General features: G+C 72.2%; 13 protein-coding genes, 2 tRNA genes, 1 other RNA gene and 1 pseudogene. 3 read left to right on the forward strand and 14 right to left on the reverse strand.

Going from position 1 to position 17,583, the window contains the following annotated elements:
* The first annotated feature begins 9 nt into the window (after window positions 1-9).
* Window positions 10-82, forward strand: a tRNA-Gly gene (locus ACWGDB_RS04915).
* A gap of 40 nt (window positions 83-122) precedes the next feature.
* Here the strand turns inward: ACWGDB_RS04915 and ACWGDB_RS04920 are convergent.
* The 6 genes from ACWGDB_RS04920 to ffs all read right to left on the reverse strand — a co-directional run bounded on the left by ACWGDB_RS04920 (window position 123) and on the right by ffs (window position 9,255).
* A complete protein-coding gene (locus ACWGDB_RS04920) occupies window positions 123-1,022 on the reverse strand; it encodes a phosphoribosylaminoimidazolesuccinocarboxamide synthase (RefSeq protein WP_453821128.1) in 900 nt (299 codons plus the stop codon).
* 105 nt (window positions 1,023-1,127) lie between these two features.
* A complete protein-coding gene (locus ACWGDB_RS04925; protein WP_383608016.1) occupies window positions 1,128-2,618 on the reverse strand; it encodes a N,N-dimethylformamidase beta subunit family domain-containing protein in 1,491 nt (496 codons plus the stop codon).
* A 283-nt stretch (window positions 2,619-2,901) separates the two neighbouring features.
* The gene (locus ACWGDB_RS04930) at window positions 2,902-5,028 is read right to left on the reverse strand and encodes a hypothetical protein (protein ID WP_453821129.1); all 2,127 of its coding nucleotides are present in this window, start codon (window positions 5,026-5,028) and stop codon (window positions 2,902-2,904) included.
* A gap of 360 nt (window positions 5,029-5,388) precedes the next feature.
* Window positions 5,389-6,642, reverse strand: coding sequence for a phosphoribosylamine--glycine ligase (purD, locus tag ACWGDB_RS04935; protein ID WP_453821130.1), 1,254 nt, complete (start codon window positions 6,640-6,642; stop codon window positions 5,389-5,391).
* 87 nt (window positions 6,643-6,729) lie between these two features.
* Entirely contained in the window at window positions 6,730-9,099 is a 2,370-nt protein-coding gene (locus ACWGDB_RS04940; protein ID WP_453821131.1) for a DNA polymerase III subunit gamma and tau, read from the reverse strand.
* A 61-nt stretch (window positions 9,100-9,160) separates the two neighbouring features.
* An RNA gene (gene ffs, locus ACWGDB_RS04945) (signal recognition particle sRNA small type) lies at window positions 9,161-9,255 on the reverse strand.
* Window positions 9,256-9,328: 73 nt separating this feature from the next.
* Between ffs and ACWGDB_RS04950 the strand changes: the two genes are divergently transcribed.
* Window positions 9,329-9,416: transfer RNA gene (locus ACWGDB_RS04950), tRNA-Ser, on the forward strand.
* Between the two features lie 79 nt (window positions 9,417-9,495).
* Here ACWGDB_RS04950 and ACWGDB_RS04955 read toward each other — a convergent pair.
* The 5 genes and pseudogenes from ACWGDB_RS04955 to ACWGDB_RS04975 form a co-directional block, all read right to left on the reverse strand.
* Window positions 9,496-9,675, reverse strand: a pseudogene (locus tag ACWGDB_RS04955) (site-specific integrase); the annotation flags it as partial.
* Window positions 9,676-9,844: 169 nt separating this feature from the next.
* Complete coding sequence (locus ACWGDB_RS04960) at window positions 9,845-10,516, reverse strand: hemerythrin domain-containing protein (RefSeq protein WP_451167728.1); 672 nt, start codon at window positions 10,514-10,516, stop codon at window positions 9,845-9,847.
* Window positions 10,517-10,948: 432 nt separating this feature from the next.
* Window positions 10,949-11,236: a hypothetical protein gene (locus ACWGDB_RS04965; protein ID WP_453821132.1), complete on the reverse strand. Its 288-nt coding sequence runs from the start codon at window positions 11,234-11,236 to the stop codon at window positions 10,949-10,951.
* A 99-nt stretch (window positions 11,237-11,335) separates the two neighbouring features.
* Window positions 11,336-11,560: a hypothetical protein gene (locus tag ACWGDB_RS04970; RefSeq protein WP_453821133.1), complete on the reverse strand. Its 225-nt coding sequence runs from the start codon at window positions 11,558-11,560 to the stop codon at window positions 11,336-11,338.
* 44 nt (window positions 11,561-11,604) lie between these two features.
* Window positions 11,605-11,838, reverse strand: coding sequence for a hypothetical protein (locus ACWGDB_RS04975; RefSeq protein WP_383608030.1), 234 nt, complete (start codon window positions 11,836-11,838; stop codon window positions 11,605-11,607).
* 64 nt (window positions 11,839-11,902) lie between these two features.
* On the opposite strand from ACWGDB_RS04975, the gene ACWGDB_RS04980 reads away from it, so the two are divergent.
* The gene (locus tag ACWGDB_RS04980; RefSeq protein ID WP_453821134.1) at window positions 11,903-12,427 is read left to right on the forward strand and encodes an ATP-binding protein; all 525 of its coding nucleotides are present in this window, start codon (window positions 11,903-11,905) and stop codon (window positions 12,425-12,427) included.
* Between the two features lie 165 nt (window positions 12,428-12,592).
* Here the strand turns inward: ACWGDB_RS04980 and ACWGDB_RS04985 are convergent, their stop codons facing one another.
* From ACWGDB_RS04985 to ACWGDB_RS04995, 3 genes are all read right to left on the reverse strand, one after another.
* Window positions 12,593-15,049: a SpoIIE family protein phosphatase gene (locus ACWGDB_RS04985; protein WP_453821135.1), complete on the reverse strand. Its 2,457-nt coding sequence runs from the start codon at window positions 15,047-15,049 to the stop codon at window positions 12,593-12,595.
* 89 nt (window positions 15,050-15,138) lie between these two features.
* The gene (locus ACWGDB_RS04990; protein ID WP_453821136.1) at window positions 15,139-16,140 is read right to left on the reverse strand and encodes a DNA-formamidopyrimidine glycosylase family protein; all 1,002 of its coding nucleotides are present in this window, start codon (window positions 16,138-16,140) and stop codon (window positions 15,139-15,141) included.
* 88 nt (window positions 16,141-16,228) lie between these two features.
* A complete protein-coding gene (locus ACWGDB_RS04995; protein WP_453821137.1) occupies window positions 16,229-17,554 on the reverse strand; it encodes a TerD family protein in 1,326 nt (441 codons plus the stop codon).
* Window positions 17,555-17,583 lie beyond the last annotated feature (29 nt).

Genomic DNA, 17,583 nt, shown 5'->3' on the forward strand with positions numbered 1-17,583 from the left:
ACGGCGCATGCGAACGTAGCTCAGTTGGTAGAGCGCAACCTTGCCAAGGTTGAGGTCGCGAGTTCGAACCTCGTCGTTCGCTCAGTTTCGAAAGGCCCCCGGTTCTCCGGGGGCCTTTCGCGTTACGCCCAGCTCATGCCCGTCAGGCGCTCGTACGCCTCCACGTACTTCGCCCGGGTCGCGTCCACGACCTCCTGCGGCAGCGGCGGCGGGGGCTGCTCGCTCTTGCGGTCCCAGCCGGAGGCCGGCGAGGTCAGCCAGTCGCGCACGAACTGCTTGTCGTACGACGGCTGCGCACGGCCCGGCTCCCACTGGTCGGCCGGCCAGAAGCGGGACGAGTCCGGGGTGAGGACCTCGTCGGCGATGATCAGCGTCTCCCCGTCGAACCCGAACTCGAACTTGGTGTCCGCGAGGATGATGCCGCGGTCGCGGGCGATGTCCCGGCCGCGGGAGTAGACGGCGAGGGTCGCCTGGCGCAGCTGGGCGGCGGTGTCGGCGCCGACCTGGCGGGCGACCTCCTCGTAGGAGACGTTCTCGTCGTGCTCGCCGACCGCGGCCTTGGTCGCCGGGGTGAAGATCGGGGCGGGGAGTTCGCTGCCGTCGACGAGGCCCTCGGGGAGGGCGAGGCCGCAGACCGTGCGGGACTCGTTGTACTCCAGCAGGCCGGAGCCCGTGAGGTAGCCGCGGGCCACGGCCTCCACCGGCACCATCTGGAGGGACTTGCAGACGAGCGTGCGGCCCTCCCAGTCGGCGGGGGCGCCCTCGGGCACACCGGTGCCCAGCACGTGGTTGGGGACCAGGTCGGCGAGCTGGTCGAACCACCACAGGGAGAGCTGCGTGAGAATGCGGCCCTTGTCGGGGATCTCGGTCGGCAGCACCCAGTCATAGGCGGACATACGGTCGCTGGCGACCATCACGAGGTCACCGGCCTCGTTCTGGTACAGCTCGCGCACCTTGCCGGTGTGCAGGTGCACCAGGCCCGGAACCTGGATCGGCTCGGGCTTTTCTACGAATCCGGACACGGTTCCTCCCCGTGGTTCTGTCCAATGGGTCGATTGTCCCGTACGGGGCGCTGACCTTGGACTGGGGGTGTGCTGGGTGAGCGACTGGGGATGTGCTGGGTGGGCTCAGTCACGCTTGCAGATGCGGTCCAGGAGGTTGGCGGTGGCGCGCTGGACTCGGGCGTCGACGTGGCCCGGGCGGTCCAGTGCCGGGGACCACGCGAACGTCCCGGACGCGAAGACCAGGGCGCCGGAGGTGGCGCGGTAGAGGGACGTCTCCTGGTGGCGCAGGGCGCCTTCGCGGTCGGCGTACGGGGAGTGGGCGAGCAGGATGCGCTCCTCGTGCTCGGGGAGCGGGGTGCGCGGGAAGTAGCGGTCGGCCTCGCCCGCGACCATGTCCTTGATCTCGTCGCCCTCGTGGGCGCCGGTCGCCTCCCACAGCCAGTGGTCGGCGTTGCGGACGATCAGGGGGTGCGGCTCCGGGACCTGGCCCGCGTACTGGATGCCGATCACCTCCTGTTCGGGGCGGTCGATCTCGCGCCAGAGGACCGAGCGGCCGGGGCCCTTGCGCTTGCGGCAGGTGAGGAGGCGGTCCGGGACGCCGGACGGGGACGGGCCCAACTCCACCTGCCAGTACATGGAGTTGGCGGAGAGGAAGACGAGGGATGTGCCGTTCTCGCGGGCGAGCTCCACGGTGCGGCGCATGTTCGTCGACCAGTACTCGTCGTGGCCGGGGAAGACCAGGCCTCGGTAACGGGTGGGGTCGACGTGTCCTGCGTGCAGGTCGCGGGCGTCGGCGTATGCGATGTCGTAGCCGTAGCGCTCGGCCCAGCGGATGAAGTCGTAGGCGTGGCCGACGTGCAGGGGCAGGCCCGCGCCCGCGTACGGGCGGTCGAAGGAGACGGTCGTGGCGGCGTCGGCCTCGCCGAGCAGCCGGCCGTCCTCGTCCCACGCGTGGTAGAGGCTGGCGCCGATACGGCCGTCCTCGGGGTAGAGGTTGTAGGCCTGCCAGGTCACGTCGGGCAGGAGCAGGAGCAGGTCCGCCGGGTGGTTGTCGCGGACCGTGAACGGGATGTGGGAGCGGTAGCCGTCGGCGGTGGTCAGGACGGCCACATACGCGCCGATGCTCCAGTACGACGGGATCTGCAGGCGCCAGGACAGCCACCAGTGGTGGCAGGAGACCGTGCGGTCGGCGGTGAGCGGGGGCGGCTGGACGATGCCGGAGAGACGGGGGCTGGTGGTGATCTTCGCGGCGCCGTCACCGCCGTAGTGGCCGATGCGGTAGATGTCGACGGCGAATTCCTGCGGCGGGTCGACGGTGATGTGGAAGTCGACGGCCTCGCCGGGGGCGACCGCGCCGGTGGAGATGAAGCCCTTGATCTGGCGGCGGACGTCGTCGGCCGAGCGGGGGCCGGCGCTGCGGGGTGCGGGGACCCTCGGGGTGTCCGACGTCGGCGGGTGGGCCTGGCCGTCGACGTACCAGGGGACGACCTGGCCGGTGTCGTCGAAGTACGTCACGTTGCCGCGCAGCCAGGGGACCGGGCCCTGGCCGAAGGGGTCCGTCACGGCGTGCGCCAGTGCGCCCGACTCCCAGCGGCGGATCTGCTCCGACCCCATGCCCTACCCCTCCCTCGTTCCCCCGTGGTTGTGCATCGAGCGTCGTGTGGTGTGGTGCGCGTCTGCTGCAAGTGCCCCTGTGTTGCAGGCGGTTGTTTGCGATGGCTTGCGGTTTCTGTCGTGCGACATGGGCTTTTTGTGGCTGTCGTATGTCGTAAGCCCTTGCCATGTGCGCTATCGGTCCCAGCACATCACATTCCGCACGCATCCTGTCACTATTCGTTGCGAATTGGCCGAAAGTGGAACCGGGGGTTCCGACCGCGTACGGCGGGCACGGCCGCCGTCAGACCAGGCGAACCGGCTTCTCCGGGCGTATCCCCGACTCCACGAGCCAGACCCGCAGGGGCGTCGGGTCGCCGTCCTCGATGAGGCTGAGGACCCTGGGGGCCAGATCGGCGGCCCGTTCGCCGTTGATGAGGAGCGTGGGGCCGTCGAGCCAGTCCAGCCCCGGCACGGCGCCGGCGGTGTCCATCGCGGCGCAGCACACCATCGCCGTCACATGCTCCGTGAGCAACTCGCGTGAGGTGCGGGGCGGTTGCAGCGGGAAGAGGGGGAGCGCGTCGATGTCCAGAAGGGTCGTACCGGGGTCCGGGGACGCTGTCCGCTCCGGCGGCGCCGCGGCCTCCTCACGGGCCAACTCGGCGGTGATGCCTGCGGCGAGGGCGGAGCTGCGCTCGGTCTCCTGGTCATCGGTGGGGTGGTCGTCGGCCATGGAGGCGTAGGGGGGTTTGGGGGGCTTGGGGGTTGTGGTGGGGGGCTGGGTGGGAGTGGTGTGGGCGTTGAGGGCCTGGTCGCCGGTGGCGGGGGGTTGGTCGGGGCCGAGGTGGGGGTCGGCAGCCTGACCGCGGCCGGCGTCCGCCTCGACGTCCCCACCGCGGCCGACGGTCGCACCGGGAGCCCGGTGGTGACAGTCGTCCGCGTCGGCAACCTGGCCGAAGGCCGTGTCCGTCTCGGCGGCCTGATCACAGTCGGCAGGCGCGTCGGAGGCCGGGGCGGTGGCGGCGTGCGGGTCCGTGGGCCGGCCGAAGCCGGGTTCCGGCGCCGCCGTCCGGTTCTGGGCGCCGGATGGCTCAAGGTGGCCCGTGTCGTGGAGGTACGCCGCGGTGGGGCCCGGGGTCGTCAGGTGGTCCAGGACTCGGGCCAGGGTGGGGCCGTCGGTTTCCGGGCCCTCGGTGGTGGGGCGGACGCCGAGGGCGTCGAGGACGCGGTGGAGGCGGGCCGCGTCGGTGCGCCATTTGCGGTCGACGACTTCCTCCGGGTACTCCTGCCAGCCCACCGGGGACCAGTCGGGTCCGGGCTCGGCGGGCCCGCCGTGGAAGAGGCGGGCGGCGAGGAGTGAGGCGGCCTCGTCGACCGCGCCGGGCTCTTCGAGCAGGTCACAGGCGGGGCGCTCGCCCAGGCGGGAGGCGAAGCCCTCGGCCAGCCGGTCCCGGCGGGAGAGTTCGGTGAGCGCGGCGACGACGCCCGCGTCCAGGCGGGACGGCCAGCGGCCCATCCGCCAGGCGGGCAGCGCGACCCGCGTCAGCAGCCGGTCCCAGCCCGCGTACGCCAGCCCGACCTGTTCCTGCGCGACGATCCGCAGTCCGTAATCCACAGCCTGTGCACGCTCGGCGGCCGCGGCGGCCACGCCCCGCTCCATCTCGGTCGCGTGGTCCCGGCAACTGCGCAGCAGCACCCGGGCGACCCACCCGATGCCCGCGCACACCGCCCGCGACCCAGGGCAACGGCCGCGCGTCGAGGCGACGGCCACAGCGGCGTCCAGGCCCCGGACGAAGCGCCGGGCCTGGGCTATGTCCGGGTGCGCCGAGGGTCCCGTACCGGCGACGACCGGGGCGAGGACCGCTCGCAGCTCGCCGACCCGCATCCACCACAGGAACGGGGAGCCGATGACGAGGACAGGAGCGGCCGGCGTACGGCGGTGGGGGCCGCGCGGGCTTCCGCCGCGCAGGCCGTTGAGACCGTCCTCGTCGCGGTCCTCCGCCGGGGGCGGCGGGCCGTGGGACGGGTGGGTGCGGTCCTCCAGCCAGCTGTCGCAGTCCGGCGTGAGCGCTATCGCGGACGGGGCGGGGACGTCGAGGCGGTCGGCGAGGTCGCGCACCAGCCGGTACAGGTCCGGGGCCTGATCCTCGCCGATCGGCACCGTGGGACTGACGGCGGGGCGGGAGCGGGCGACCACCAGCGCGATCGCGGCGGCGGCGAGCAGGACGAGGACGGCGACGGGGGTGATGACCCAGCGGGCGGCATGCCAGCCCGGGCCGACGAAGTGGCCCGTGGAGACGCCGGCGAGCAGCACCACGGCGACCGCCGCGGGCAGCAGGGCGACGGCCAGCGCGCGGCTGCGGATGCGCAGCACCGCGAGGGCCCGGGCACGCGCGGCCTGCGCACCCATCTCCACACCCATACCGGTCACGGCCGGACCTCACCCCCTCCGCGCTGCCCTGGCTGTCCGAACTGTCCTGGCTTTGCTCACTCCCCCACTGTGGCACCCACCACTGACATCGCAATGCCGGTGGGCCAAGTGCCGGAACGCTTGCGCCGCACCCTAGTTGGGGCTTCGGCCCACGTCAGCCGGATGGGGCATCGGTCACTCGATGGAATGGCTTTGGGGAAAGGTGGATGACGGACAGCGAGGATCAGGCCCCTGATCACGGCAGGTGGCGCGACCTGGTCCCGGACGGTGGCGGGCCCTGGTCCCGGCATGGATCAGGCCCCGAATCCTGAGACGGATTCGGGGCCTTCGGGGTTTATCCGGGTGGGGCGCTCGGGGTGGCTATTCGCCCGTCGCCGCCTTCGCAGCGATGTCCGTACGGTGCTGGGAGCCGTCGAGCCGGACGCGGGCCACGGCCCGGTACGCGCGCTCGCGGGCCTGGGTGAGGTCCTTGCCGGTGGCCGTCACGGACAGGACGCGGCCGCCGGCGCTCAGGACCGAGTCGCCGTCCTGCTTGGTACCGGCGTGCAGGACGTACGCGTGCGGGGCGTCCTCGGCGGCCACCTCGTCGAGGCCGGTGATCGGGTCGCCGGTGCGCGGGGTGCCGGGGTAGTTGTGCGAGGCGACGACCACGGTGACCGCGGCGTCGTCGCTCCAGCGCAGAGGCTCCAGGTCGGCGAGTTCCCCCTTGGCGGCGCCCAGCAGGACACCGGCCAGCGGGGTCTTCAGGCGGGCCAGGACGACCTGGGTCTCGGGGTCGCCGAAGCGGGCGTTGAACTCGATGACCCGGACCCCGCGGGAGGTGATCGCGAGACCGGCGTAGAGCAGGCCGGAGAACGGGGTGCCGCGGCGGCGCATCGCGTCGACGGTCGGCTGGAGGACCGTCTCCATGACCTCGTCGACCAGCTTCGGGTCGGCCCACGGGAGCGGGGAGTACGCGCCCATGCCGCCGGTGTTCGGGCCCTCGTCCCCGTCGAGCGCCCGCTTGAAGTCCTGGGCGGGCTGCAGCGGGAGCACCGTCTCGCCGTCGGTGATGGCGAAGAGGGAGACCTCGGGGCCGTCGAGGTACTCCTCGATGACGACGCGCTCGCAGGAGTTCGCGTGCGTCCGGGCCGCCTCGATGTCGGCGGTCACGACGACGCCCTTGCCGGCGGCGAGGCCGTCGTCCTTGACCACGTACGGGGCGCCGAAGGCGTCGAGCGCCTCGTCGACCTCGGCGGGCGTCGTGCAGACGTAGGAGCGGGCGGTCGGGACGCCGGCCGCCGCCATCACGTCCTTGGCGAACGCCTTGGAGCCCTCGATCTGCGCGGCCTCCCCGGAGGGACCGAAGACGGGGATGCCCGCCGCGCGGACGGCGTCGGCGACCCCGGCGACGAGCGGTGCCTCCGGCCCGACGACCACGAGCTCGGCACCGAGCCGTTCCGCCAGTGCGGACACGGCCGTGCCGTCCAGGGCGTCGACCTGGTGCAGTTCGGCGACCTCGGCGATGCCGGCGTTGCCGGGGGCGCAGTGCAGCGCGGTGACGTCGGGGTCGAGGGACAGGGAGTGGCACAGGGCGTGTTCGCGGGCGCCGCTTCCGATGACGAGGACCTTCACGTGGGTCAGCCTAACGGGGTTTTTGTGCGGGGTGACGAGGGGCCGGGGGTTCGTGACCTGTACGTTCCTCCAAGGCGCCGTGCCCCGCTACTCGTTCGTGAACTCCTCCACCACGGTCGCCCCCAGTTCCCGCACGATCAGTTCACGGCCGGAGAGCGCCGACTCGTTGAGGTCGGGGTCGTCGTCCTCGGGGATGTCGTCCTCGATGTTCACCGGCGGACGCGGTTCCGGGGCGTACGAGGGCTCGGGCGCCGGGGTCGGGGCGGCGGCCGACGCGGAGGCAGTCGGGGGCGGGGTGGGCGCCGTGGGCGTGGGCTGGGGAGGGGCCGGGCGCTGGGCGGACGCACCGCCACCGCCGTAGCCGCTGTTGCCACCGCCGCCCGAGCCGTAGCTGCCGCCGCCTCCGCCGAAGCCCGGGGAGCCGCCCGGCGGGGGAGCCGAGCCGCCGCCCGACGGGTCGACGACGGCCTCGATCTTCCACTGGACGTTGAACTGCTCGGCCAGCGCCTGGCGCAGGACGTCCTCGCTGCCGCTGCTCGCGAAGTTGTCGCGCGCGCCGGCGTTGACGAAACCGAGTTGGAGGGTGGTGCCGTCGAACCCTGCCACCTGGGCGTTCTGGCTGAGCAGGATCCAGGTGAAGCGGCGGCGGTTCTTGACCGCCTCCAGGATGTTCGGCCAGAGCATGCGGGGGTCGACGCCGCTGCTCGGGGGTGTGTAGGCGGGGGCCGCGCCTGCGGTGGGGGCGGGTGTGGGCGCCGGTGCGGGTGCCTGGGGCTGCTGCGGTGCGGGTGCCGGGGTGCCGCCCGCCGGGGCCGGGGGCTGTGTGCCGCCGCCCGCAGGGGTTGCCGTGGGCCAGCCGCCGGGGCGTCGGCCGCCGCCTGCGGGGGCCGCGGTGGGCCAGGCGCCGGGGGCAGGGGCGGAAGGGGCCTGAGGGGTGGCTGCCGCCGGGGCGGGAGTGGGCGTGGATGGTTCGGGTGCGGGCTCAGGGGTGGGCGGAGCCTGGGAGGGCTGAGGTCGGGGGCCGCTCTGCGGCGCCTCGCTCGGGGCTGCGGGTGCGGGCAGGGTCTGCCCCGTGGGCGCACCCTGCCCTGCCGGGTCCGGGGCGGACGTACCGCCCGACGGGGCACCGGGACCGGCCGCGGGTGTCTGCCCCGGCCCTCCCGACGCCCGTACGGCAGCCCGGGCCGCGGCGGGACCGCCACCCGGTGGGACCGGCGCGGCTCCCGCTCCCGCGTGGGCGTCGGGGCCGGGCACGTACCCCATCGCGGGCATGCCGGCGCCGCCGCCCGCGGAGAAGTTGACGCCCCGCTCCAGTCGGTCGAGGCGGGCCATCACGGAACGCTCGTCCCCGTACGCCGCGGGCAGCATCACGCGCGCGCAGATCAGCTCGAGCTGCAGCCGGGGCGAGTTGGCCCCCCGCATCTCGGTCAGCCCCTCGTTGACGAGGTCGGCGGCGCGGCTCAGTTCGGCGGCGCCGAAGATGCCGGCCTGGGCCTGCATGCGCTCCAGGACATCGGACGGGGCGTCGATGAGCCCCTTCTCCGTGGCGTCCGGCACGGCGGCGAGGATGACGAGGTCCCGCAGCCGCTCGAGCAGGTCGGTGACGAACCGCCGGGGATCGTTGCCCCCCTCGATGACGCGGTCCACGACCTCGAAGGCGGCGGCGCCGTCGCCGGTGGCGAACGCCTCCACGACGGAGTCGAGAAGCGAGCCGTCCGTGTACCCGAGCAGGGAGGTGGCCATGGCATACGTCACACCCTCTTCCCTCGCTCCGGCGAGCAGCTGGTCCATGACGGACATGGAGTCACGCACGGATCCCGCGCCCGAGCGCACGACGAGCGGCAGCACGCCGTCCTCGACGGGGATGTTCTCCCGGCCGCACACATCGCCGAGGTAGTCCCGCAGGGTGCCCGGCGGGACGAGGCGGAAGGGGTAGTGGTGGGTCCGGGAGCGGATGGTCCCGATGACCTTCTCGGGCTCGGTCGTGGCGAAGATGAACTTCAGATGCTCCGGCGGCTCCTCGACGACCTTCAGCAGTGCGTTGAAGCCGGCCGACGTGACCATGTGGGCCTCGTCGATGATGTAGATCTTGTAGCGACTGCTCGCCGGGCCGAAGAAGGCCTTTTCCCGCAGCTCACGGGCGTCGTCCACACCACCGTGCGACGCGGCGTCGATCTCGATGACGTCGATGGACCCGGGGCCGTTGCGAGCGAGGTCCTGGCAGGACTGGCACTCGCCGCAGGGGGTTGGCGTAGGACCCTGCTCACAGTTCAGGCACCGCGCGAGGATCCGCGCGCTGGTCGTCTTGCCGCAACCGCGCGGACCGCTGAACAGGTACGCGTGATTGACCCGGTTGTTCCGCAGCGCCTGCTGCAACGGGTCGGTGACATGCTCCTGCCCGATGACCTCGGCGAACGACTCCGGGCGATAGCGGCGGTACAGCGCGAGAGACGACACGCATACGAGGTTATAGGCGCCCACTGACAACCCGGCCCCGGCGGTCCAAGCCCCCGGGAACGCAAGGGCCCCCCACGCACCCGCCAGAGCCAACCTACCCTTGCTGCCTTCCGGCCCTGGGGGAGTTCAGTCAGATAGCGCCGCGTGAGGGGCTTCCCAGAGAGTACCCGATGTCAGCGGTGGGGAACGAGTTCGCGAGCACTCCTCAACGTCTTGTATTGTTTGCGGCGGAGGATTCGCCTAGAGGCCTAGGGCGCACGCTTGGAAAGCGTGTTGGGGGCAACCCCTCACGAGTTCGAATCTCGTATCCTCCGCCAGTGCCTCACCGGGCACGAAGTCGAAGGGCCCCACCGTTCGCGGTGGGGCCCTTCGACGTTGTCCGTCTCAGTTTCCGTCTCAGTTGGTTTCCGGGAGCTCCCACAGCGCATCGCCGACCTGCTGCGCGACCTTGCGGAGCATGGTCCCCGTCACATGCACGTGGCGAGCGCGCATCCGGGCCGCTCCCCCGGGCTCCCAACCCGTGATCGAGTCGATCACGACGTCCGGGACGCCGAGGATCAGGAGCACGGTGGCTGCTTCCAGATGTGGAAGTCGGTGTTCGGAGCTACCGCCGGCCGAGATGGCAGGCAGCCGTGCCGCGGTGGGGCCGCGTCGGTGCGGACGGCTGACGGGGAACCGGGTCGCCTTCAACGTGGGAAGGGCCCGCTGACGCAGAGCGCTCGCCCGTACCGTGCGGCTGAGCGCGTCACTTCCCGAGACGAGGCGGAGTGGCCGTGCCGTACACCCGCTTGGCGTGTGAGGCGTAGAGGCGGGGGCCGAGACGCGGCATCACGAGTCGGGGCACGAAGGGCGCGTTCGAGAGGACTTCCTTGATCACCTCGGCGTCACCCTCGTACATGACCATGCCGAAGCCGAGGGCGAGGGTCTTCTTCGGAACGGTCGAGAAGGCGTGCTCGCCGAACTGCGCCCATTCCGTGGCTGTCACGTACTGCTTGGCCAAGGGGAGGATCTCCGCCTCCTCCATGGCCATGTGCTCGACCAGCCTGTCGACCAGTGCATCGGTGCCGGCGGCGAGTTCCTCGCCTCCCCGCGCGGTGGCACGCCAGGCCGGGAAGAGCGAGGAAACTGTCGTCAGCGCCTCGTGGATGCCATGGTGCTGCTTCTCCATGACCGGCACGATCGCCGCGCTCCGCTCACCGCCGCGCGCGAGCAGAAGCGGCCAGATCACCTCGTCCTCACCCTCGTGGTGGGCGTCGAGGATCGCGCATATCTTGTCCGCGTGGTCCGCGACGAGCGAGGCCCGCTCGGTGTCACCGGGCCTGACGTCACGCACGAGCTGCGGAAGAAGACGGAACTCCCGGCGGAACATCCGGTGCGCCATATACATGTCCCGCACATCGGCCATGGGTTCGCTCATTGCTGTCTGTGTCACTGAAACCTCGACTCCTGGCCCGGCGCGTCCGGCACCTCCCGGACCGTTCAACCGTGCAAGACGGAGAGCCCGGACGGCAGGATTCCTTCCGCCCTGTGTTTCCAGTCACATTCGGGCTGCCGTGGATGCCCGTCTCCGCGGCGAGGTGCGCTCCATGACGGCCCCTCAGTGCCCCCGGCCTGGAGTGGCGGGTCGATGGACGTTGCAGAGGCCGGCCGTTCGACGAATGCAGGTGGCGTCGGGTCCGCGTGCCAGATCCGTGCCAGATCGAGCAGTCAGCCACGGTCAACGGGGGTGTGCGGCGGTGCCGGCGGTCTCGGGAAGACTCAGCCGAGCTCTATGGAAAAGCGCGTGGCGCCGACCATCCGTGGAACGGACGGGCAGCGCCACACGTGGAGCCGGAGGCTTGGCCGAGGCTTAGCCGGGGAACGGCTTGCTGGCCTCGTCGTCACCCTTGATGCAGGCGTTGAGCTTCTTCTGGATGGCGGCCGCCTCGTTGAGCGTCCTCTTGGCCGCCGCGGTCTCCCCTAGCTGCTTCAGCTTCGCGGCCTTGTTCTTGAGGTCGGCGATCTGCTGGCGCATCTGGTTCGGGTGGCAGGTGACGGCGGCCTTGGCGGACGGGGCGGCCTGAGCGGGCACCGACGTGATGAAGAGGCCGCCGACGATGGCCGCGGAGACGGCCAGGGCGGAGAAGCGCTTGGTCATGAGCTGTTCCCCCAGTTAGGGCTTGCAATGGTCGGAATGGATCTTACCGAGCCACCGAACTCGCCAGTAACTTGCCCCGCGACCCGCCGCAAGCCACTGTCAGCCGCCCGCCTCCGGGCCCCAGCGCTCCGGCCCCACGCCGCGCCAGTCGATCCAGGACACCTCCGCCACATCCGACGGGTCGATCTCCAGCCCGGCTCGACGGAGGAACTCCGCCACATCGGCCACATTGTGGGCCAGCCCGAGGATCTCGCCGTCCACGCGCACGCGCCGGCCTCCTGTGGCGGACGGCGGATGCACGGTCACGCGTATCGCTGCGGACATGTCCTCAGGATCATCCGGGAAGTCGGGCCCTGCACCCCAGCTCGTCATCGACGATGCCACCGATGACCGTCCCCGCCCGAACGGCCCAGGTCACGCAGTTCCCACCACGCGGCGGGGCCGGGGCGCCGCTGCTGCCAATAGGGGTGGAAGAACACCTTGACCGACAGCCGGTACAGGCGCCGGCGCAGCTCCGTGCGGCCGGGCCGCTCGGCCAGTTGCCGGTAGGTGGCGCTCCACTCCCGCTGCGCCTGGGCGAGGTCGTCGGGAAACGTTCGCATGGCCAAATTCAATCATGTGTTCGATTTTTTAGGCCACACCGGTGAACCACTAGCGTGAGGTCCCATGATCGTGTGGATCAACGGCACCCATGGTGCGGGCAAGACAACGACCAGCGCACTCGTGCAGCGGCTGCTCCCGGACTCACGGGTGTTCGACGCCGAGAAGGTCGGCGAGACACTCATGGACATCACACCGGGGCTGCCCGGGACGGACAACTTCCAGCACTGGCCACCGTGGCGGCCGCTCGTCGTCGAGACCGCCCGCCGCGTACTCGACTACACCGGCGGCACCCTGGTGATGCCTATGACCGTCCTGGTCGAGGAGTACTGGCGCGAGATCAGCGCGGGCCTCGACCACCACGCCATCCCGGTACGGCACTTCGTCCTCCACGCCGACCAGGACACCCTGCGCGGGCGGATCGCGGGGGACACGGTCCTCGGCCCCGACTCCCCGTTCCGCCTCAGGTACCTCGAGCCCTACGCCGAGGCGGCCCGCACATGGCTGCACGCCGAGGCCGAGGTCGTCGACACCACGCACCTCACACCCGCCCAGGCCGCCGCGCAGATCGCAGCAGCCGTCAAGGGCTGAGGTCAGGCCGCGGTCTCGGCCAGGCGCCGGAACGCCCGCGTGGTGTCCGGGTCGGCCATCTCGTCCAGGAGGTGGCGCCAGTCGGGGTCGGCAGCAGGTTCATGGCCGGTTTCCTTCCGGGCGGGGACTCCGAACCCGGGATGCGTGGGGTTCCCGGACTCGCCATCAGACGCCGGACGGCAGCGCCGGCTCCAACGGCTGTTCCGCCCAGATCGTCTTGCCCTTGGCCGTCTGGCGGGTCCCCCAGCGCTGGGTGAGCTGGGCGACGAGGAGGAGGCCGCGGCCGCCCTCGTCGAAGCTGCGGGCCCGGCGCAGGTGGGGGGCGGTGTTGCCGCCGTCGGAGACCTCGCAGATGAGGGAGTCGTCGTGGGTGAGGTGGATGAGGCGGAGCTGGATGGGGGGTTCCGCGTGCCGGATGGCGTTGGTGACGAGTTCACTGACGACCAGTTCCGTGACGAACGCGGCGTCCTCCAGATCCCAGGCGTCCAGCTGGGCCAGCGCGTCCTTGCGGGTCTGGGCGACGGCGGAGGGGTCGGCCGGTACGTCCCAGGTGGCGACCTGGGAAGCGTCGAGCGCACGGGTGCGGGCGAGCAGGAGCGCCACGTCGTCCGGCGGGCGGGGCGGCAGCAGATCGGTGAGGATCCTGTCGCACAGGCCGTCCAGGGTCGGCTCCGGGCCCATGAGCAGGTGGCGGAGGCGGAGCATGCCGTCGTCGAGGTCGCGGTCCGGGGACTCGATCAGGCCGTTGGTGTAGAGGGCCAGCAGGCTGCCCTCCGGCAGGTCGATCTCGGCCGCCTCGAAGGGCAGGCCGCCCAGGCCCAGCGGCGGGCCGACCGGGAGGTCGAGGACTTCGGCGGTGCCCTCGGGGCTCACCACGGTCGGCAGCGGATGCCCGGCCCGGGCCAGCGTGCAGCGCTGGGAGATGGGGTCGTACACGGCGTACAGGCAGGTCGCGCCGACCTCGCCGGCGGGCTCGGAGTACTCCTCGGCAGGCCGGCCGACCTCGGGCTCCGTGGACAGGCGGGCCACCAGGTCGTCGAGGTGGGTGAGCAGTTCGTCCGGGGGCAGATCGATGTCGGCGAGCGTGCGTACGGCCGTCCGCAGCCGGCCCATCGTCGCGGAGGCGTGGATGCCGTGGCCGACGATGTCGCCGACGACCAGCGCCACCCGCGCCCCCGACAGCGGGATCACGTCGAACCAGTCACCGCCGACGCCGGCGTGCGCGCCGGCCGGGAGATAGCGGGACGCCACCTCGATCGCCGCCTGCTTGGGCAGCCGCTGCGGCAGCAGGCTGCGCTGCAGCATCACCGCGGTGGCACGTTCGCGGGTGTAGCGGCGGGCGTTGTCGATGGAGACGGCCGCCCTGGCCGCCAGTTCCTCGGCCAGCACCAAGTCGTCCTGCTGGAAGGTCTGGGACTTGCGGTGGCGGGTGAAGACGGCGACGCCCAGGGTGGTTCCGCGGGCCGTCAGGGGCACCGCCATCACCGAATGGACTCCGAACTCGCGGACCCGGGCGGCCCGGGCCGGGTCCCGGGCGACCAGCCGTGTGATCTCGGGGTGCGTCATCTCGTACACCTTCGCCCGTCCCGAGCGGAGCGCCACGACCGGCGCGGTGGCCTCCCGGTACTCGTCCACATCGCCGAGGGCGACGACCGCCTCCGGCATGCCCGGCGTCACGGACTGGTGTGCGGCCCGTCGCATCACGACCGGGCCCGGCGGCGGCCCGCCCTCCGGGAGCGGCTCGTGCAGGTCCTCGAGGGAGGTCAGCAGGTCGACCGTGACGAAGTCCGCGAGGTCCGGGACGGTCACCTCTGCCAGTTCCTGCGCCGTGCGCATCACGTCGAGGGTGGTGCCGATGCGCCGGCCCGCCTCGGCGATCAGCTGGAGCCGTTTGCGTGCCCAGTGCTGCTCGGTCATGTCGTGCGCGGTGAGGCAGACGCCCCGTATCTCGCCGGCCTCGTCGCGCAGGGCCGACAGGAAGATCGACCAGGCGTGCTCGCGGGTCTCACCGGCGGCGCGCAGGAAGTTCTCGTTGTACTGCGGCTCGCCCGTCTCCAGGACCCGCACCATGCTCTGCTCCGCCCGGTCGCCGGCCGGGTCGTCGACGATCTCGTTGACCCGCAGTCCGAGCATGTCCGCCTCGGTGAGGGCCACCGAGCGTTCCATGTCCGCGTTGGCGCGGCACAGGCGCAGCCGGGTGTCGTAGAGCGCCAGCGCGCAGCACGGGGACTGGGCGAAGCTCCAGGTCACGAACGGGTCGTCGGCGGGTGGTGAGGGCTGCTGACTGTTCAGGGCGGACACCAGGAACCATTCGCCGGCCCGGTGGTGACCGAGGACCTTGATCTGCAGCCGTCGGCCGTCGCGGTGCCGGACCGAGACCTCGCCGTGCCATCTCGGCAGCCGGGCGAACGGGGGCGGGTCCGGCGGGACCGGCCCGGCCAGCAGCTCGGCCGCCGGGCGTCCGACGGTCTGATCGGCCGAGTAGCCCAGGAGTTGCTCGGCGCCCGCGTTCCACCCGGTCACCGTGCCGTGTTCGTCGACGGTGACGCGGGCCGTGAGCGCCTCGCCGACCACATCGTCGAGCGGACGTGTCGTCCGGCCGGTGATGACGGGCTCGTCCATGATCGTTCATCTCGCTCTCGCCGAGATTCACCGGGATCCTGAACCGGCCCGCGCACGTCGGGCCGTCGTTTCGAGGTCGTCTGCCATGCTCACGCCCCTTTCTGCCGGCACCCGGGACACCACACCGTCGTCCGGCCTGCCACGCGGGTGCGGCGCAGGGGCGTGCCGCAGCGGGGGCAGTGCGGGTCGGGGTCGTCGCGCCGGCCGGTGAGCCAGGTGGGGCTGGGTCGTGTCCGCGAAGTGCCGTCGTTCGCCCGGAGGGCGGGCCCCGCGGCGTCTGGTGCGTGCTCTCGGCCTGCCGGGCGGAGGCCCTCGTACTGGACGTACTCGGGCCTTCGCCCGGTGCGGCGGTGGGAGCCCCTCCCGCTCGAGCGAAGCCGAGAGTGGGGGAGCGTGCCGGGCGTCGCGAGGCAGGCGGGACTTTGCGGACGCGGCCCAGGGGATACCCGGCCGGCGGTGACCGCGGGGCGCAGGGTGCGGCGCAGCTCGGTGTGGAGGCGGTGGCGCTCGGGCTCGGCGAGGGCGTTCGCCGGGATGTTCGGGCGCAGCCTCGCCCGCCAGAGGATCTCGTCGGCCAGGAGGTTGCCCAGGCCGGCCAGGGCCGACTGGTCGATCAGGACCGACTTGACGCGTCCGCGAGGGGAGGCGAGGACGTCCCCGAACTCCTCGCGGTCCACCGTCAGGGCGTCGGGCCCCTGGTCCCGCAGCAGCCGTACGCCATCGGAGTCGTCGTCGGCCGGCCACAGGCCCTGGAGTCCGCGCTGGTCGCGGTGGCGGAGCCGGTGGTCGCGGGCGACGGTGAGCAGGACCCGGTCATGCGGCTCGGCCGCGTCGTCCGGGTGGGCGCAGAGCAGCGGGCCGGTCATGCCGAAGTGCAGCGCGAGGGTCGGGCCGCCGGTGCGGGCGAGCAGCCACTTGGCGTGCTGCACCGCCCCGGTGACGCGGCGCCCCTCCCGCGAGTGCCGCAGCCGCCGCGTGCTCACGCCGTGCAGGACGCCCGGGTCGCGGACGTCGACGCGGCGGATGGTCCGGCCCTTCGCGCAGGACTGGAGCACGTTCCGGAAACCCTCGACGTCTGGCAGCTCAGGCATGGCGGACGGCCTTCGCGGTTGGATGCCGTGCTCTTATCTGTTTGCCCCATTTGGGAGACTTCTCACATCGCCGGGCCCGGGCGTCGGCTCAGCGCCGCTTGAACTCCACCGGCCCCGCGTTCATCTCCACGGTGCCGTCCGCGTGCAGAACCGGGCGGCGCTCGGTCATACGGCCGCTGTAGGCCTCGACGTGGTGGATCTCCGCCCCGTCGGGCGCGGTGAAGTCGACCAGGGCGATGGCCACCCAGTACCGGGTCTTCGTGTTCTCGAAGAGCGGGACCGTGACGGTCGAGCCGCGCCCGTCGGTGACCACGACCTTCGCGCCGAAGCTGCGGAAGGAACCGAAGCCGTTGCTGACCGCGGAGTAGGCGCAGAGCAGGACGTAGCCCTGCTGGTCGGGGCGGACGATACGGAGCGTCTCGCGGCCGGGGACGCGGGCGTCGCCGTCGAGGCGGATGAAGGGGGGCTTCTTCCGCGACCCGAGGCGCTGGTAGTAGACGACGTCCGCGCCCTTGCCCTTGTGCGCCGTGTCCGAGGGCGCCGGGCGCGAGCCCTTCTTCGAGGTGAGGAGGGTGCCGGGGGCCCGGTCGCCGCGTATCGCCTTCGAGGCCGGCACGAACAGGGCGTAGAGGTCGAGGTCGGCGCCGCGTTTGCGGCGCTGCTCGCTGCCGCCGTCCCACTCCAGGGTCGCGGTGACCACCAGCTCGCGGTCCGCCTTGTCCAGGCTCATCGCGACCTGGCCGCCCTTGTCGAGGCTGATCGTGCCGAGCGGGGGCTTGCGCAGGCTCATCGGGGGCGCGGTGGGGGCCGGCTGCGCCCCGCCCGAGGGCGGCTCGGACCGCACCGGCTCCTGAGGCGCCACCTGCGACTCGGGCTCCTCGGCCGCTTCCGGCTCCTCCTCGGCCACGTCTATGCCGAAATCGGTGGCGAGCCCGGCCAGCCCGTCGGCGTACCCCTGGCCGATGGCGCGCAGCTTCCAGGCCTCGCCCCGGCGGTAGAGCTCCATCAGGAGCACGGCGCGTTCGCCGTCGGTGAGGGCCGGCGGGCGGAAGTGAACCGGGTCGGCTCCGGCTTGGGAGGCGCGCACGAGCACGTCCTTGACCTCGCGGAAAGTGCGGTTCGCGTCGTCGGGATCGCAGCTGCCGACCAGGACCACCCGGTCCACGTCGGCCGGGAGCGCGGCCGGGTTCATCTCGATGCGCTCCGGGCCCCCGGCATCGGCGGCGAGGTGTTGGACGGCACCGGACTCGGCGGACGGCTGGTTGTAGAAGACCAGGTCGTCGTCGGACCTGACCTTGCCGTCCGCCGCCACCAGCAGGGCACTGAGGTCGACCGCACCGCCCACGGCGTGCAGCTCGGCGACGACGGGCCCGGAGCCCACCGCTGTGTTCCCGCCCTTGGTCAGCTCCGGCATGCCGCCCCACCCCTCGAAGATCCCCCGGT

The sequence above is a fragment of the Streptomyces sp. NPDC055013 genome (assembly GCF_053608645.1).

Coding starts and splice junctions, on each gene's coding strand:
- ACWGDB_RS04925 (WP_383608016.1), bottom strand. CDS start 2,618: ATGGGGTCGGAGCAGATCCGCCGCTGGGAGTCGGGCGCACTGGCGCAC.
- ACWGDB_RS04975 (WP_383608030.1), bottom strand. CDS start 11,838: ATGCGAACGTTTCCCGACGACCTCGCCCAGGCGCAGCGGGAGTGGAGC.
- ACWGDB_RS04960 (WP_451167728.1), bottom strand. CDS start 10,516: ATGAGCGAACCCATGGCCGATGTGCGGGACATGTATATGGCGCACCGG.
- ACWGDB_RS04990 (WP_453821136.1), bottom strand. CDS start 16,140: ATGCCTGAGCTGCCAGACGTCGAGGGTTTCCGGAACGTGCTCCAGTCC.
- ACWGDB_RS04965 (WP_453821132.1), bottom strand. CDS start 11,236: ATGACCAAGCGCTTCTCCGCCCTGGCCGTCTCCGCGGCCATCGTCGGC.
- ACWGDB_RS04970 (WP_453821133.1), bottom strand. CDS start 11,560: ATGTCCGCAGCGATACGCGTGACCGTGCATCCGCCGTCCGCCACAGGA.
- ACWGDB_RS04985 (WP_453821135.1), bottom strand. CDS start 15,049: ATGGACGAGCCCGTCATCACCGGCCGGACGACACGTCCGCTCGACGAT.
- ACWGDB_RS04980 (WP_453821134.1), top strand. CDS start 11,903: ATGATCGTGTGGATCAACGGCACCCATGGTGCGGGCAAGACAACGACC.
- ACWGDB_RS04995 (WP_453821137.1), bottom strand. CDS start 17,554: ATGCCGGAGCTGACCAAGGGCGGGAACACAGCGGTGGGCTCCGGGCCC.